A 16,325-nucleotide genomic window follows, 5' to 3' on the forward strand; every position below is an offset into this window, starting at 1 on the left:
GATGAAACACCGATCGCGGTCGATATCCGGTCAATGCCGTCCGTTCGTCGAACCGGTGTCAAGTCGGACCCCGGCGGAATCACTCGTTGGAAGCTGGCGAGGGGTGGCGATTGCGCGAACCGTGTCTCTCCGCAGCGCCGTTGACGCATAGCGTTGCCTTACGCACGATGAACCGCCGATAAGGACACCTATGCCCGAACAGCTACGCCACGGGGCACACTCCGCCCGCCACAGCAGGCTGGCCGTCCCGGGACCGAGCCGCACCGAGCCGGGAACCAGACGCCGGCTGCTGTGTCTCGCCCTCCTGCCCGCCGGGCTCGTCGCCGTCGTCGCGGTGGCCGTGGTCGGCTACCTGCTCAGCGGGTCACGCCAGGCGCCCGGCGGGGGAGTCACCCTCACCGGTGTGCTCCTCGGGGCCGGCGTGCTGACCCTCGCCGTCGCCGCGAGCGCCGCCGTGGCCGCCGTCTGCGAGGCCGGCGCGCTGCTCGCCAGGCTCACCCTGCTGCGGCGGCAGGCCACCCGGGTCAGGGTCGAACTCCAGGCGCTGCTACGGAAGGTGGAGCGCGGCGAGCGGCTCAAGCCGCCCGAGGGGCCGCCGCCGGCCGAGCCCGAGGAGGCGCCGCTCGACCAGCTGCGGCACGAGATCGCCGTCGCCGGCTACGCCGCCGAGGCGGCGGTCGCCCAGGCGGCGACGGCGGGCCTCGCGGGCGGGGCGGACGAGCGGGTCGAGGTCTTCGTCAACCTGGCCAGACGCATGCAGTCGTTCGTCCACCGGCAACTTGAGTACCTCGACGAACTGGAGAACGACGTCGAGGACCCCGACCTGCTCAAGGGCCTGTTCCAGATCGACCACCTGGCCACCAGGATCCGGCGGCACGCCGAGAACCTCGCGGTACTCGGCGGCGCCATCTCCCGGCGCCAGTGGAGCCGCCCGGTCGCCATGTCCGAGGTGTTGCGCTCGTGCATGGCCGAGGTCGAGCACTACGCGCGGATCCGGCTGGTGCCGCCCATCGAGGGCACCGTGCGCGGCCACGCCGTGGCCGACGTCGTCCACCTGCTCGCCGAACTCGTGGAGAACGCCACCGAGTTCTCCGCCCCCCAGACCCAGGTGCTGCTGCGCGTCCAGCGGGTGACCGCCGGCCTGGTCATCGAGGTGGAGGACCGCGGGCTCGGCATGACCGCGACCGAGCAGAACCGGATGAACGCGGTGCTGTCCGGGGCCGAGCGGCTCGACGTCGCCCAACTGCTCGAGGACGGCCGGGTGGGCCTCTTCGTGGTCTCGACGCTGGCCAGGCGGCACGACGTGGTGGTCCAGTTGCAGAGCAACATCTACGGCGGTGTCCAGGCCGTCGTGGTGCTGCCGCACGAGCTGCTCGGCGACGAGTCCGAGGGCGTCTACGTGCCGTCCTCCCGGCCGGCCACGACACCGCCCCCACCCCCGCACCTCCCGCCTCCCCCCGCCGTGCCGGCCGGCGCGCCCGCCGTCCCGATCGCCGCCTCCGAGGCCCGGCCGCCCCTGCCACAGCGGCAGCGCCAGCAGCATCTGGTGCCCCAGCTCCGCGACGCCCCGCCGGCGACGCCGGGCGCCTTCGCCGCGCCGGGGGCCGGTGTCGACCCCGGCCTGATGGCCGCCTTCCGGCGCGGCGCCAGCCTCGCCGACGGGCCGGAGGACCTGGCCTGACCGGCCGGTCCGCCCGCCCCTCCGCCCCCGTTCCACGTCCCAGCCGACCAGTCCGACCCGCTTTCTGCCCGAGGAGATCAAGGCGACCATGACCATGGAGAGCGACGTGCCCTTCGGCCGGCAGGCCGACGTGTCCTGGCTGCTGACCGGTCTCGTCGAGCGGGTGCCACACGCCCGCAGCGCGCTGCTGCTGTCCGCCGACGGCCTGGTCAAGGCCGAGCACGGCCTGGAACCGAGCACCGCCGACCAGTTGGCGGCGCTCGCCGCCGGCCTGTACTCGCTGGCCAGGAGCGCGGCGACCCTCCCGCAGGCGCCGTCGGCCACCGAGCCGGGGACCTGGGAGACCGGCGGCGAGGTCCGCCAGGTGGTGGTCCAGCTGGCCGGCGCCCTGCTGTCCGTCTGCGCCGCCGGCCAGGGCGCCTGCCTCGCCGTCCTCACCGGCCCCGACGCCGACCCGACGATCCTCGGCTACGAGATGGCCCTGATGGTGAGGAGCGTCCGGCCGTTCCTCGCCACCCCGGCGCGGCAGCGAGCGGCCCGTTGACCGCCATCCGCATGCCCGACACCCACCCGGACGCCGCCCCCGGGCCCGCCGCCCTCCACGATCCGCCGCACGAGGTGCCCTGGTTCGACGAGAGCGCCGGCCGGCTGATCCGCCCCTTCACCGCCTGTGGCGGCCGCACCAGGCCCACGGTCGGCCTCGACCTGCTGACCCTGGTGGTCGCCACCGGGCGGCCCATACGCCGGCGGCTCGGCCCGGAGCACACCCAGGTGCTCCGGATGTGCGCCGGTCCCGCGTCGACCCCGGTGGCCGAGATCGCCGCCCAGGTGCGGCTGCCGGTGGCCGTCACCAAGGTGCTGCTCGCCGACCTGTTCGAGCTCGGTGCCGTGACCGTCAACTCGCCTGTGCCACCGGGCCGTTCCGTGACCGACCGAGACCTGCTGGAGGCGGTGTTGCATGGACTCCGCGCACGCCTGTGACCCCTTTCCCACCGCCGTCAAGATCCTGGTCGCGGGCGGCTTCGGCGTCGGCAAGACGACGCTGGTCGGCGCCGTCAGCGAGATCGAGCCGCTGTGCACCGAGGAGTTGCTCACCCAGGCGGGCGCCGGCACCGACAGCCTGGTGGGGGTGGAGCGCAAGCACACCACCACCGTCGCCATGGACTTCGGCCGCGTCACGCTGGACGAGCGGCATGTGCTCTATCTGTTCGGCACCCCGGGGCAGGAGCGGTTCTGGTTCATGTGGGACGAGCTGTGCCAGGGCGCGCTCGGCGCCGTGGTGCTGGTCGACACCCGGCGCCTCGAAGCCGGCTTCCCCGCCGTTGACTTCTTCGAGCGGCGCGGCCTCGGCTTCGTCGTCGCGGTCAACCAGTTCGACCAGGCGCTGCGCTATCCGCCCGAGGAGATCAGGGCCGCCATGGACCTGCGCCCCGAGGTGCCGGTGGTGCCGTGCGACGCGCGCAAGTCGGCCTCGGCCACCCAGGTGCTCGTCGCCCTCGTCCAGCACCTGATCGACGCCGGGAGCGGCGGACGGGCGACCGACCGGGAGCACCGCCCCGGCCGGTCGCCCGCCGCTCGTCCCTAGGAGGGGGGCCTCAGCCCTCCTGGCCGCCGAAGCGCTCCTTGAAGGACTCCAGGTCCTCCTCGGTGATCTTGGCGAACAGCACCGGCGGCACGGTGAACCCGGTGCCCGCGCGGATGGCGCTCAGCGCCCGCGCCTCCTCGCCGCTCACCCACGCGGCCGCGGCCGCCTCCGGCGCGTCGAAGACGGCGCGCAGCGCCCGGGAGGTGAACGGGATGATCGGCTCGGAGAGCACCCCGTAGAGGTGGATCAGGTTCATCGCGGTGCGCAGCGTCAGCGCCGCTGCCTCCGGGTCGGACTTGATCTCCAGCCAGGGCGCCTTCTCCTCCAGGTACGCGTTGCCCGCGCTCCACAGCGCGCGCAGCGCGAAGGCCGCCTTGCGGAACTGCAGCGCCTCCAGGTGCTCCTCGTACTCGGCGAGCAGCCTGGCGACCTCGTCGCCGAGCCGCCGCTCCGCCTCGCCCGCCGCGTGGCCGGCCGGCACCTGGTCGCCGAAGCGCTTGCGGGAGAAGGACAGCACCCGGTTCACGAAGTTCCCCAGGGTGTCGGCGAGGTCCTTGTTGACCACCGAGGAGAACAGCTCCCAGGAGAACGAGGCGTCGTCCGACTCGGGGGCGCCCGCCATCAGGAAGTAGCGCCAGTAGTCGGCGGGCAGCAGCTCCAGCGCCGCGTCCGCGAAGATGCCGCGGTTCTGCGAGGTGGAGAACTTGCCGCCGTAGTACGTCAGCCAGTTGAACGCCTTGACGTAGTCGACCTTCTTCCACGGCTCCCTGGTGCCCAGCTGGGTCGCCGGGAACATCACGGTGTGGAAGGGGACGTTGTCCTTGGCCATGAACTCCGTGTACCGGACGGACTCGTCGGCCTCGAACCACCAGGAGCGCCAGTCGCGGGTCTCGCCCTCGCCGGCCGCGTCCGCCCACTCCTTGGTGGCGCCGATGTAGCCGATCGGGGCGTCGAACCAGACGTAGAACACCTTGCCCTCGGCGGCCAGGTCGGGCCAGACGTCGGCCGGGACCGGCACGCCCCACTCCAGGTCGCGGGTGATCGACCGGTCGAGCAGGCCCTCGGTCAGCCACTTGCGGGCGATGGAGGAGGCCAGCGTCGGCCACTCCTTGCCGTGCGCCTCGACGAAGGCCGCCACCTCGCCCTCCAGCTTCGACTGGAGCAGGAACAGGTGCTTGGTCTCGCGGACCTCCAGCTCCGTCGACCCGCTCACCGCGGAGCGCGCCTCCAGGAGGTCGGTCGGGTCGAGCACCCGGGTGCAGTTCTCGCACTGGTCGCCGCGGGCCGCCTCGTAGCCGCAGTAGGGGCAGGTGCCCACGATGTACCGGTCGGGCAGGAAGCGGCCGTCGGCGAGCGAGTACACCTGCCGGGTGGTCCGCTCCTCGATGAAGCCGTTCTCCTTGAGGCGGCGGGCGAAGTGCTGGGTGATCTCGATGTTCTGCCGCGACGAGGTGCGACCGAAGTAGTCGAACTCCAGGCCGAATCCGTCGTAGACGGCCTTCTGCGCGGCGTGCTGCTGGGCGCAGAACTCGGCGACCGGCAGCCCCGCGGCCTTGGCCGCCAGCTCGGCCGGGGTGCCGTGCTCGTCGGTGGCGCAGATGTAGAGCACGTCGTGACCCCGCTGCCGCAGGTAGCGGGCGTACACGTCCGCCGGGAGCATCGAGCCGACCATGTTCCCCAGGTGCTTGATCCCGTTGATGTAGGGCAACGCACTGGTGATGAGGTGTCGGGTCATCCTCGGATGCTCCAATGAGTGAGGTAACGCGCAGTGAGTCGGGTCACGGACGGTGACGGGTCACTGTGAGTGGACGTCACTCATCCTACCGAGCCGCACCGGGCCCGCTCACCGGAGTTTCAGCTGCCGGGACGCGCCCTCAGACGGCCTCGGGGAGCCGCTCGGGCGGTCCCGGCCGCGCGTAGTACCAGCCCTGCGCCGAGTCGCAGCCCAGGTCGCGCAGCTGGTCGGCCTGGGTGGAGGTCTCCACGCCCTCCACGGTCACCGAGAGCTCCAGGGTGTGGGCGAGCGAGACGATGCCCTCGACGATCTTCAGGTCGACCGGGTCGGCGGGGGCGCGCTGCAGTCCCTGCGTGAACGACCGGTCGAGCTTGAGGGTGCTCGCCGGCAGCCGGCGCAGGTTGGCCAGGTTCGAGTAGCCGGTGCCGAAGTCGTCGAGGGCGATGCCCACGCCCAGGTCGGCCAGCTGCCGCAGCGGCCGCAGCTCGTTCTCGTCGGCCCTGATCATCGCCGTCTCGGTGACCTCCAGGCAGAGCGAGCTCGGCGGCAGGCCGGCCTCCTCGAGCACCGCGATGGTGTCCTCGACCAGCTCCGGGTGGTGCAGCTGGCGCGGCGAGAGGTTCACGTTGACCTTCAGCGGCCTGGCGCCCCCTATGCCGCGCACCTGCCACTGGCAGGCCTGCCGCACGGCCTCCCGCAGCACCCAGCGGCCCAGCGGCACGATCAGCCCGGTGTGCTCGGCGAGCGGGATGAACCGGTCGGGGCCGAGCACCCCGTGCCGCGGGTGACTCCAGCGCACCAGCGCCTCGGCGCCCTCCAGGCTGCCGTCGCGCATCTTGACCAGCGGCTGGTACTCGATGAAGAACTCGGCGCCGCGCAGCGCCGCCGGCAGGTGGTGGGTGAGATGGTGCCGGCTGATGGCGCGCGCGTCGGAGTCCGGGTCGGCCAGCGCGAACCGGTTGCCGCCCTCGGCCTTGGCCCGGTACATCGTGATGTCCGCGCTGCGCAGCACCTCGGCCGCGGTGAGGTCGCGGGTCGACCCCTCGACCACGCCGATGCTGGCCCGCACCATCAGCTCCCGGCCGCCGAGCTCCACCGGCGAGGACAACGCCTCCAGGGCGCGCTCGGCGAGCTCGGTCACGGCCCGCGGCGTCGGCGGGTCGATGACCAGGGCGACGAACTCGTCGCCGCCGATCCTGGCCAGCAGCTGGCCAGGCCCGGTGGCGCGGGCCCGCAGCCGCTCGGCCACCGCGATCAGCAGCTGGTCGCCGACGGCGTGCCCGAGGCTGTCGTTGACCGCCTTGAAGCCGTCCAGGTCGAGGTAGCACAGGCCGACGCGGTCGCAGCCCGAGCCGGACGCGATGGCCTGCTCCAGGCGCTCGAAGAACAGCGAACGGTTCGGCAGGTCGGTGAGCTCGTCGTGGGTGGCCTGGTAGCGCAGCCGCAGGTGGAGCAGGCGCCGCTCCGAGATGTCCTCCATCATCGTCATCATGTAGCGCGGCTCGCCGTCGGCGTCGCGCAGCAGCGAGACCGTGAGGTTGGTCCACAGCACCGTGCCGTCGGCGCGGGCGTAGGACTTCTCGACCTGGTAGTGCTCGCGCTCGCCGCGCATCAGCTCGCGCTGCATCCGCCAGACCTCGGGGGAGTCCTCCGGGTGGGTCAGGTCGAGCAGGTTGCGGCTGCGGACGTGGTGCGCCGAGCCGCCGAACATCCGGGCGAGCGCGTCGTTGACGTTGAGGATGGTGCCCGACATGTCGGCGATGGCGATGCCGAGCGCCGCGTCGTTGAAGACCGCGCGGAACCGGGTCTCGCTCTCGTGCAGCGCCTCGGCTATCTCGGTCTGGGCGGTGATCGCGGCCCGGGAGAGCGCCTCCTGCTCGGCGCGGGTCCGCTCCTGCAGGGCGCCGGCGAAGCCGGCGGCGATGGCGTGCTGGAGCCTGGCGCAGCGGTTCCGCGCCTCGTCGGGGGCGAGCACGTTCGGGTCGGCGCAGTACAGGACGAGGTAGGCGTCGATCACGCCGAGCACCCGGGGCAGCGAGTCGGGCCCGGTGCAGTGCGCGGCCACCAGGGCCTGGCCCACGGCGCGCGCCGGCGTGGGGTCGAAGGGGCGGCCGTGCAGGGCGGCGGCCAGCTCGGCGGCGAGGCCGGTGAGCAGGTCCTCGAACTCCGGCCTGGTCATCGACGTGGCGGTGACCGGGAAGACGGCGCGGCACAGGATCCTGGCGAAACGGCGCGGCCCGTCCGGCGACTCGGGGCCGAGGTCGGCCGGGAGGCCGCCGGTGGGTTCCGAAGGCGAGGCGGTCACGCTCTTCGTCCTACTCCCGCGTATCCGGCATAGGCGACGGGGTCCTCCTCCGCGACGGGCACCTCGGGGCGCCAGTCGGGCAGCGGCACCACCCCGGGCTCGAACAGCTCGAACCCCTCGAAGAAGGCCGCGACCTCGTCCCTGGTGCGCATCACCAGGGTGGCGCCGCCCCTGCGGTAGACCTCGCTCAGCCGCTTCCCGCGCTCGCGCGTGCCGGGCAGGCTCTCGGTGGCGGCGTGGCTGACCACGAGGAGGCTGCCGGGCGGCAGCGCGTCCCGCAGCGTCGCGACGTGCTCACGCGGCTTGGCCTCGTCGTCGAAGAAGTGCAGCACGGCGACGAGCAGCAGCGCGACCGGACGGTCGAGGTCGAGGAAACGGCGGGTGGTCTCGCCGCCCACGATGCCCAGCGGGTCGCGGAAGTCGGCGGCCAGCACCTCGGCCCGCTCCTCGTCCGCGAGCACCGCCCGGCTGTGCGCGACGGCCACCGGGTCGTTGTCCACGTACAGCACGCGCGCGTCGGCGCTGGCGGCCAGGGCCGTCTCGTGCACATTCCCGAACGTCGGAATACCGGAGCCGATGTCGAGAAACTGGGTGACGCCCCGGGATATCGCGAAGCGCACGGCGCGCCGCATGAAGGCACGATTCGCCTGCATGATCTTGGGGAGCCCGGGAAACGCCTCGATCGCCTCTCGGGCGGCCGCCCGGTCGGCCTCGAAATTGTGCGAACCGCCCAGGTAGAAGTCGTACATCCGGGAAACGCTCGGCACCGAAAGGTCGATGCCGTGCGGCGCCCAGGCGGGTCGTTCCATCGGCGTCTCCAATGTCCCCTGCATATGCACGAATTGGCCCCGACGGTCGAGGGTACTGACTTCGCGCCAGACGAGGGAAGGAAACCGGGGAGTGACATCGGTCCCCCGGGGGGTTAGCGCGCCATCTGTCCCGATAGGTCGGCCCGCCGGGCGACGGCATCAAGCCAGCCCGGCGGCCGATTCGGGTCACACGGTGACGCCGTGCTCCCTGAGGTAGCCGAGCGGGTCGATGTCGGTGCCGAAGGCCTGGCCGGTGCGGATCTCGAAGTGCAGGTGCGGCCCCGAGGAGTTCCCCGTGGAGCCGGAGCGCCCGACCCGCTGACCGCTGCCCACGGGCTGCCCCGGTGAGACGGAGATGGCGGAGAGGTGGGCGTACTGGCTGAACCTGCCGTCCGGGTGGCGGACGATCACCTCGTAGCCGAAGGAGCCGGCCCAGCCGGCGGAGACCACCTCGCCGGCGGCCACCGACCTGACCGTGGTCCCGGTGGCGACGGGGAAGTCGACGCCGGTGTGGTAGCCGCGGGACCAGGAACTGCCGGTGGCGTGGTAGGCGGTGCCGGTGCCCGCGTCGACCGGCGCGGTGTAGGCGGCGGCCTCGGCGGGCCGCTCCTCGCGCTCGCCCTGCGGCTCCTCCTCGGCCGGCTCCTCCCGGGCCTCGGCCTCCTCGGCCCGCTCCGCCTCCGCCTCCTCGGCCTCCTCAGGCGCCGGCTCGGCCGCCGCCTCCGGCTCCTCCTGGGCCTCGGGCTCGGCCTCGGGCTCGGCGCGCCGCTCCTCGGCCGGCGCGTCGCCCGGGCGCAGCGCCAGCCGCTGGCCGGGGAAGATCAGGTCCGGGTCGCCGCCGATGGTGGCGCGGTTGAGCTCGTAGAGCGACTGCCAACCGCCGCTGACCTCGTGGCTGGTGGCGATGCCGAAGAGCGTGTCGCCGCGCACCACCTCGTAGCGGTCGGCCTGGGCCACGTCCTCCTCGGCCGGCGCGGCCGCGGGGGCGGCCTGGGCCACGGGCTCGGCCTCGACGGCCGGCTCGACGGCCGGCTCCGCCTCGGGCCGGGGGGAGATGTCGGGCTCGACGCCGTCGACGACGAGCCCGGCCACGGTCGAGCAGTGCGGCCAGGCGCTCGGGCCCTGCCCGGCGAGCACCTCCTCGGCGACCGCGATCTGCTGGTCCCTGGTGGCCTGGTCGGCCCGGGCCGCGTAGGCGCCGCCGCCGTACGCCTCCCAGGTGCTCTGCTGGAACTGGAGCCCGCCGTAGAAGCCGTTGCCCGTGTTGATGTCCCAGTCCCCGCCGCTCTCGCACTCGGCGACGCGCTCCCAGGTGTCCACCGGCGCCGCCGACGAGGCGGCCGCGGTGACCAGCGGTAACGCGAGGCCGGCCCCGGAGGCGGTGACCGTGAGCGACGCGCGGGAGACGGCGTTGGGCCGGTAACGGCGGTGGCGTCCACGTGTGGTCATTGAGTAGATCCCTCCCCGAGCCGACTGCTCCATCGCCCGTCAGATTATGGCTTGATCACGGGAGTTGTCCGGCGGACCAACGATATGGGTGCCGATCCGGCGCGACAAGGGAGCAGGGGTGGCACGACGGGGGCTCACGGGGACGCGTGATGCCGGTGCGCCTCGGCGCCCCGGGTGCCGCCCGGCGCCGGCTCGGCGCCGCCGTCCCGGGCCTCCGCGCCCGGACCGTCGGCGCGCGTGACGCCGCCGCGCGCCGGCGCCGAGGTCCGGGCCGGCGGGCGGGGCGGCCGCAGCACGGCCAGCACGACGGCGAGGATCGCGACGGCGACCAGGCCGTCCAGCCAGTAGTGGTGACCGGTGCCGACGACCGCGACCAGGGTGATCAGCGGGTGCAGCAGCCACAGCCAGCGCAGCCGGCCGCGCGTCACGACGATCAGCGCGACGGCGATGAACACCGCCCAGCCGACGTGCAGCGAGGGCATGGCGGCGAACTGGTTGGCCATCGAGTCGGCCTCCGGCTTGCCGTAGACCGCAGGGCCGTACACCACGCCGGTGTCCATCATCCTGGTCTGCCGGAAGAGCCGCGGCGGGGCCAGCGGGAACAGCAGGTGCAGCACGAGGGCCGCCCCGGTCAGCCACGTCAACACCCAGCGCACCCAGACGAAGTGTCCCGGGCGCCGCCAGTACATCCAGACCAGGAAGACCACGATGGCGGGGAAGTGCACCGTCGCGTAGTACACGTTGACGAAGCGGATGACCGCCTCGCTGTGCAGCAGCAGGTCCTGCACGGCCTTCTCGCCGGGGAGCCGGAGGGCGCGCTCCAGCCGCCACACCCACTCCGCGTTGTCGAGCGCCTCGCCGAACTGGCCGTTGGCCGCCCGTCTGCCGAACTTGTAGGCCAGGTAGAGGAAGACGACGAGCGGGAGCTCACGGACGAGCGGTGGCCGCTTGGGCCGCGTCGCGTCCTCGGAGGCGCGCGCGGTGAGGACTCGCTTCAGCACATCGGTGCTCGGCATAGGCAGTATTCCCGAATGACAGGGGCGGAGCGCGGTCTGGAGACGGCGAGGGGCCTTTCGGCCCCGTTTCGATCTTCTTTTTTTCGCACAGGTTACGGGGGCACGGTCATCCCTACCCGGGAAAGTGCGAACATCATCCGGATTCGGTAGGCGACACCGGGAGCCACATCATGAACGCTCAGGACGATCGGGTCCCCCAGGACGGACGCTTCGACTACTGCCCCTGGCTCTTCGAGAAGGAGGCCACCCCCGAGCAGCGCGCGGCCCAACTCGCCCACCAACGTCGGCTCACCGCCGCGACCGGCGCGGAGATCGGCGACCGCTGCTACCTCTCACCGCTCGCCGCCCTCCACCCCGACCGCTTCCGGCTCGGCGACGCCTCCTACGTCGCCGCGCACGCCTATCTCACCGGGGACATCGACGCCGGCGCCGACTGCACCTTCAACCCGTTCACGACCGTGCGCGGCAAGGTCACCCTGGGGGAGGCCGTCCGCATCGGCGCCCACACCTCCCTCCTCGGCTTCAACCACTCCACGGCGCCCGACCGCCGCGTCCACCGGCAACCCACCACCAGCCGCGGCATCACGGTCGGGGACGACGTGTGGATCGGCTCGCACGTGGTGATCCTCGACGGGGTCACCATCGGCGACCACTGCGTGATAGGCGCCGGCGCCGTCGTCACCCGAGACGTGCCGGACTGGGCCATGGTGGCCGGCAACCCGGCCCGCTTCATCCGCGACCGCCGCGACACCCGCGGGCGCCCCGCGCGCCGCCCCGGTGGCGCCGAGGGGACGCGGCGGGGCGCGGACCTCGACGCGCGCCTCGCCGACTTCGCCGTCGCCGCCCGCGAGCAGGCCCCCGCCCTGCTGGCCCGCGCCTGGGACGGCGAGCGGTACGTGGACCGCCCCGGCGCCCGGCCCACCGTCCGCGCGCACTGCGACGCCGTCGAGGTCGCCGACCTGCTGCTCGGCGCGCCCCCCGCTCAACTGCCGGCCGTCGCCCACGTCGAGCGGCTGCGCGCCGCCCAGGACCCGGTCACCGGTCTGGTGCCCGAACTCGGCGCCACCCTGCCCGCCCCGGCCGCCGACGGCCTCGTGGACGACGGGGCCGCGCTCTACCACGTCCTGTCCGTGGGCTACGCGCTGCGGCTGCTCGACAGCGCCCCCGCCCACCCCGTGCGCGCCGTCGCCGGCGTGACGCCCCGGCAACTGACCGACCGGCTCGACCGGCTGCCCTGGGCCGACCGCGCCTGGCACGCCGGCAGCTGGATCGACTCCTTCGCCACGGCCGCCCTGTGGAACCTGGAACTCGGCGCGGAACCGGGCGCGCCCGGCACCCTGGAGGCCCTCTTCGGCTGGCTGCTCACCCGCGTCGACCCGTGGACCGGGATGTGGGGCCGACCGGCCGGGGACAGCGGGCGGCTCCAGGTCGTCAACGGCTACTACCGGCTCACCCGTGGCTCCTTCGCGCAGTTCGGCGTGGCGGTGCCGCACCCGGAGCGGGTGATCGACACCGTGCTCGACCACGCCCGCGACCCGCGCTACTTCGGCGGCGAACGGGAGAACGCCTGCAACGTGCTGGACGTGGCCCACCCGCTGTGGCTCGCCGGCCGGGCCACCGGGCACCGCGCCGACGAGGCCCGCGCCTGGGCCGAGGACCAACTGGACCGGGCGCTCGGCCGCTGGCGGGAGGGGAGCGGCTTCGGCTTCGGCCCCGCCCCCGAGAGCACCGGGCCGGGACGCGAACCCGGCCTGCAGGGCACCGAGATGTGGCTCGCCATCCTGTGGCTGCTGGCCGACCTCACCGGCCGCTCCGACCTGCTCGGCTACCGGCCGCGCGGCGTGCACCGACCCGAGCCGGCCCGCGCCCTGACCACCCCCGTCTGACCCCGCCGACCCGGAAGGCGGCGGTCAGGGCCTGTCTTTTGGATCTTCGCGGGCTCGCGACGGGCCCCCAGCCATGGGGGTCCCCCCGGACGGAGTCTGGGGGAGGCTGGGAGGTGCCCCCAGGCATCCCGGCTGGCTGCGTTGCCCCACGCCGCGGAGCGGCATATCGACGCTGCGCGCGAGTACGGCCAAGTACGAGCTGCGCTGCGGCCGACATGCGGCTCCGCCGCGTGGGGCGCCTTGCCAGACGGGCGTCATCCGCCGCTCGCTGATCCACGAAGATCCCAAAGACAGGCCCTAGCGCCGCTCCGAGCCGCGCAGGAGGCCCAGCGTCCTGCGCAGCTCGGTCTCCGACTCCCGGCCGGCGTGCGCTATGGTCCGCAGCGCCTGGCGCGCCTGTCCTGGCGCCCGGTCGAGCACCCGCCCCGCCGCCTCGGCCTGCACCACCATGCCGGCCACCCGGTGCCCGGTGATGTCGTACATCTCCCGGCAGATCTCGGCGCGCTGCGCGGCCAACGCCGCCTGCCGGCGGGCCTCGTCGATCCGCTCCACGCTGTCGGCACGCTCGGCCAACTGGCTCCGGTAGCACCGCTGGCACCGCCTCCGGAAGCCGAGGGCCCAGCTCAGGGTGAACGGCAACAGCACCGCGACGCCGAGCTGCGCCGCCGCGCCGACCGGCATCTCGTCCCTGGCGATGCTCCACACCGCCCCCGACACGGCGGCTCCGACGCCGCCGGCCAGCGCCAGGACCACCGCCCAGGGCGCCCCGTGCACCGCCACCGTGGACACCACGGCGTAGACGGCGGGCACCGTGGCGAGCACCCCGATGTCCAACGCGCCCTGGACCACGCAGCCCACGAGCGTCAGCACCAGCATGCGCTCCGGCAGCCGGTGGCGCAGCGCCACCGCGACCGCCGCCCCCAGCGAAAGAGCCACGGTCACCGGGAGCCTCCCGCCGCGCAACTCCTCGTCGAGCCCGACGTTCACCGCGCACAGCGCGAGCACCAGCACGGCCAGGCAGGCGTCCATCCGGTCACGACGCGCCACGTCCATGGGGGCAAGCCTAAGGGGGCCACCACCGGCCGCGAGTCGAACCGGTGGTGTATTCGGCACGCCGGAAGATCACCTCTGAGGCGGACGCCATCCCGCCCCGGGATGACGCACCCTCGACGGGGCAGGCGTCCCTCGTCGCCCCGGCCGCTCGCGGAGGGTGACGAGTCGTCACAGCGATCATCTACAGTGGCCAACGACCCGCATCAGGGAGGTCCACATGGCAGAGCAGACACCGGCCGCCGAGAAACCGCACCGCGCATCCCCGCTCGCCAGACTCCGCCCCGCCTCCTTCGGCGCCGAGCCGACCGGGGAGCGGCTGGCCAGGATCCGCCGCTCCCCGCAGTTCCGCGACGGCGCCTTCCGCAACGAGCGGCCCACCCGCACCCTGCGGGCCAGGGAGGCCCTGCCGCTGCTGCGCGAGTCCTTCGACCGGGCCCGCTGGGCCCGGCGCACCCCCACCGAGGCGCCACCCGTGGTCCGGCCCGCCGTCCTCGACCCCAGCTCCCCGCCGGCCAGCGGACTGCGGCTCACCTGGCTCGGGCACGCCACGGCGCTGGTCGAGATCGACGGGCACCGGGTGCTGTTCGACCCGGTGTGGGGCGAGCGCTGCTCGCCGTTCGGCTTCGCCGGCCCGCGCCGGCTGCACCCGGTGCCGATGTCCCTGGCTGAGCTTGGCCGGCTGGACGCGGTGGTCGTCTCGCACGACCACTACGACCACCTGGACATGCCCACCATCCGGGCGCTGGCCGGCACCGACACGGTCTTCGCGGTGCCGCTCGGGGTCGGTGCCCACCTGGAGCACTGGTCGGTGCCGGCGGAGCGGATCATCGAGCTCGACTGGTGGGAGTCGGCGCCGGTCGGCGAGCTCACCCTGACGGCCACCCCCGGCCAGCACTTCTGCGGTCGCGGCCTGCGCAACCAGGGCGCCACCCTCTGGGCCTCCTGGGCCGTGACCGGCCCCCGGCACCGGGTCTTCCACAGCGGCGACACCGGATACTTCCCCGGCTTCGCCGACATCGGCGCCAGGCTCGGCCCGTTCGACGCCACGATGATGCAGATGGGCGCCTACAGCCCGCAGTTCTGGCCGGACGTCCACATGACGCCCGAGGAGGGCGTCCGGGCCCACCTCGACCTGTCGGGCGGCCGCCCGCACGGGGTCCTGCTGCCGATCCACTGGGCCACCTTCAACCTCGCGCCGCACCCGTGGGAGGAGCCGGCCGAGTGGTCCCTGCGGGCGGCCTCGGCGGCCGGCGTGGCGGTGACGACGCCCCGCCCCGGCGAGTCGTTCGAGCCCGCGGCCGGCGACCTCCCACGCGCCCCCTGGTGGCGCGCGCTGGCCCGGCCGGCACCGGAGGCCACGCCGCGAACGTCGGTCGAGCCATCCGTCGAACCCGTACCCGAGCCGGTACGCCGCGGGTGACGCTGCGCTGCGCTGTGCGGCGCCGAAGCCGCTGACGGGCGGTGGCGCCGCGCCGGCGGCCGGGCCGCCGGGCTGGCGCGGCGGCCCGCCAAGCGACGGCGCCGCGCCGTACGCCCGGCGGTCACCGGTGACAACGCGGGCCGGCCGCCAGGCCCGTTGTCAGCTGGGGGCGCGCAGGGGGTCGTGGCCGAGGGACATCAGCCGGTAGCGCCACTCCGGCTCCGGCAGGGCCGCCCTCGGCCCCGCGTCCCGCTCCTCGCGCACCGCGTCCACGACGTCGCGCATCAGCGCGATGTCGGCGTCGGTGAGATCCATCTGCCGCTTCCGCAGGATCGCCAGCACGCCCCGCCCGCGCTCGGAGCCCGAGTGGTCGGGCACCTCCTCGCTGTTCTCGCCGGCGCTGCTGGTCCGCAACCAGGCCGCGAGCTCCTGGGACGTCATGTTGACGACGGAGTGGAAGTCGGTCCACAGCGCGTCGAGCTCGAGCGCCTCGATGTCGGCCATGGTGAGCCTCCCGGGTAGTCCTTGGGTGTTGCCCAGCGGGTCCCCCGGTTGATCATATGAGGGATCGTCAGCTGGGGGATGTCGGTTTCGGCCGTGCCTGTGCTGGTTCAGCCGGAACTGGCCGTGGAGCGGGACGCCGCGCGCACCTCGTCGGCCAGGCCCTTGTCCAGCGACACCCGCACCAGGCCCGCGGCCAGGTGCGGCAGCTCCTCCTCGCTCACCAGACGGGACAACGCCCCCGGCGAGCGCGGCAGGCCCACCCGCTCGGCACCGGCCCGCATCCTGTCGTCCACCCGGGGCGCGTACTCGGGCCAGACGGCCTGTGCCTCGCGGAGGAAGATGTCGGCGCCCGTCGGCCCGATCCCCGGGAACTGCTGGAGGAGCTCGGCCACGTCCCCCTCCTCGCGGAGCCGCCGCAGGTCGCCGCCGTAGCGTTCGAGGAGCAGGTTCGCCTCGTCGCCGAGCTGGGTCGAGGTGCGTTCGTCGTAGCGCCGGTAGTGGCCCTCGCCCAGCGCGTCGACCCGCTGCTGCCAGGTGGCGTCCGCCATGTGTCGCGGGTCCCGCATACCGGCGTCGAACAACGCCCGGGCCGCGGCGACGGCCACCCCCGAGCTGATCCTGGCGGACAGTAGGTGGGAGAGCACCAGCAGCTGGTAGAGCGCCGCCGGGCTGTTCCGCAGCCGGATACCCGCCTGCTCGGCGTAGGTCTCGCCACACGTGTCGATGACGGCGTGCGCGGTCTTCTCGGTCCGCTTGGTCATACCTGACCACCTCCGCAACCAGCTCTCGCGGACGCGCCTCGGGTTCCCCGACGACCTGGCCCCAAACGAAGCGGAAAGTCCGGAAACCGGGTGCGCTTCGCTGGACGAGGTGGACAGATGA

The 16,325-nt window shown here is 73.6% G+C and carries 14 protein-coding genes; 6 read left to right on the forward strand and 8 right to left on the reverse strand.

What is annotated here, in order from left to right:
- Positions 1 to 190 precede the first annotated feature (190 nt).
- The 4 genes from RNC47_RS03760 to RNC47_RS03775 all read left to right on the forward strand — a co-directional run bounded on the left by RNC47_RS03760 (position 191) and on the right by RNC47_RS03775 (position 3,266).
- Positions 191 to 1,681: a sensor histidine kinase gene (locus RNC47_RS03760; protein ID WP_311595447.1), complete on the forward strand. Its 1,491-nt coding sequence runs from the start codon at positions 191 to 193 to the stop codon at positions 1,679 to 1,681.
- Positions 1,682 to 1,775: 94 nt separating this feature from the next.
- The gene (locus tag RNC47_RS03765; protein ID WP_311595606.1) at positions 1,776 to 2,225 is read left to right on the forward strand and encodes a roadblock/LC7 domain-containing protein; all 450 of its coding nucleotides are present in this window, start codon (positions 1,776 to 1,778) and stop codon (positions 2,223 to 2,225) included.
- A gap of 11 nt (positions 2,226 to 2,236) precedes the next feature.
- On the forward strand, positions 2,237 to 2,662 hold the full coding sequence (locus RNC47_RS03770; protein WP_311595449.1) for a DUF742 domain-containing protein: 426 nt from the start codon (positions 2,237 to 2,239) through the stop codon (positions 2,660 to 2,662).
- A complete protein-coding gene (locus tag RNC47_RS03775) occupies positions 2,640 to 3,266 on the forward strand; it encodes a GTP-binding protein (RefSeq protein WP_311595450.1) in 627 nt (208 codons plus the stop codon). Before RNC47_RS03770 ends, RNC47_RS03775 begins: the two co-directional genes overlap by 23 nt.
- A 10-nt stretch (positions 3,267 to 3,276) precedes the next feature.
- Here RNC47_RS03775 and metG read toward each other — a convergent pair whose 3' ends face one another.
- The 5 genes from metG to RNC47_RS03800 all read right to left on the reverse strand — a co-directional run bounded on the left by metG (position 3,277) and on the right by RNC47_RS03800 (position 10,580).
- Positions 3,277 to 5,001: a methionine--tRNA ligase gene (gene metG, locus RNC47_RS03780; RefSeq protein ID WP_311595452.1), complete on the reverse strand. Its 1,725-nt coding sequence runs from the start codon at positions 4,999 to 5,001 to the stop codon at positions 3,277 to 3,279.
- A 139-nt stretch (positions 5,002 to 5,140) separates the two neighbouring features.
- The gene (locus tag RNC47_RS03785) at positions 5,141 to 7,306 is read right to left on the reverse strand and encodes a putative bifunctional diguanylate cyclase/phosphodiesterase (protein ID WP_311595454.1); all 2,166 of its coding nucleotides are present in this window, start codon (positions 7,304 to 7,306) and stop codon (positions 5,141 to 5,143) included.
- Positions 7,303 to 8,115 (reverse strand): SAM-dependent methyltransferase, encoded by an 813-nt coding sequence (locus RNC47_RS03790; protein WP_311595455.1) that lies wholly within the window; start codon positions 8,113 to 8,115, stop codon positions 7,303 to 7,305. The genes RNC47_RS03785 and RNC47_RS03790 overlap by 4 nt, the downstream gene beginning before the upstream one ends.
- A gap of 186 nt (positions 8,116 to 8,301) precedes the next feature.
- Positions 8,302 to 9,564 (reverse strand): transglycosylase family protein, encoded by a 1,263-nt coding sequence (locus RNC47_RS03795; RefSeq protein WP_311595456.1) that lies wholly within the window; start codon positions 9,562 to 9,564, stop codon positions 8,302 to 8,304.
- A gap of 134 nt (positions 9,565 to 9,698) precedes the next feature.
- A complete protein-coding gene (locus RNC47_RS03800) occupies positions 9,699 to 10,580 on the reverse strand; it encodes a phosphatase PAP2 family protein (protein WP_311595457.1) in 882 nt (293 codons plus the stop codon).
- Between the two features lie 170 nt (positions 10,581 to 10,750).
- On the opposite strand from RNC47_RS03800, the gene RNC47_RS03805 reads away from it, so the two are divergent.
- Complete coding sequence (locus tag RNC47_RS03805) at positions 10,751 to 12,466, forward strand: acyltransferase (protein ID WP_311595460.1); 1,716 nt, start codon at positions 10,751 to 10,753, stop codon at positions 12,464 to 12,466.
- Positions 12,467 to 12,763: 297 nt separating this feature from the next.
- Here RNC47_RS03805 and RNC47_RS03810 read toward each other — a convergent pair whose 3' ends face one another.
- A complete protein-coding gene (locus RNC47_RS03810; protein ID WP_311595462.1) occupies positions 12,764 to 13,519 on the reverse strand; it encodes a histidine kinase dimerization/phosphoacceptor domain-containing protein in 756 nt (251 codons plus the stop codon).
- 217 nt (positions 13,520 to 13,736) lie between these two features.
- Between RNC47_RS03810 and RNC47_RS03815 the strand changes: the two genes are divergently transcribed.
- Positions 13,737 to 14,939, forward strand: a complete 1,203-nt coding sequence (locus RNC47_RS03815) for an MBL fold metallo-hydrolase (protein ID WP_311595464.1) — start codon at positions 13,737 to 13,739, stop codon at positions 14,937 to 14,939.
- A gap of 159 nt (positions 14,940 to 15,098) precedes the next feature.
- Here RNC47_RS03815 and RNC47_RS03820 read toward each other — a convergent pair whose 3' ends face one another.
- Positions 15,099 to 15,443, reverse strand: coding sequence for a DUF3140 domain-containing protein (locus tag RNC47_RS03820; protein WP_311595466.1), 345 nt, complete (start codon positions 15,441 to 15,443; stop codon positions 15,099 to 15,101).
- A 107-nt stretch (positions 15,444 to 15,550) separates the two neighbouring features.
- On the reverse strand, positions 15,551 to 16,204 hold the full coding sequence (locus RNC47_RS03825) for an HhH-GDP family DNA glycosylase (RefSeq protein ID WP_311595468.1): 654 nt from the start codon (positions 16,202 to 16,204) through the stop codon (positions 15,551 to 15,553).
- Positions 16,205 to 16,325: the final 121 nt, after the last annotated feature.

Source organism: Streptomyces millisiae (genome assembly GCF_031845425.1).
Lineage (GTDB): Bacteria > Actinomycetota > Actinomycetes > Streptomycetales > Streptomycetaceae > Streptomyces > Streptomyces millisiae.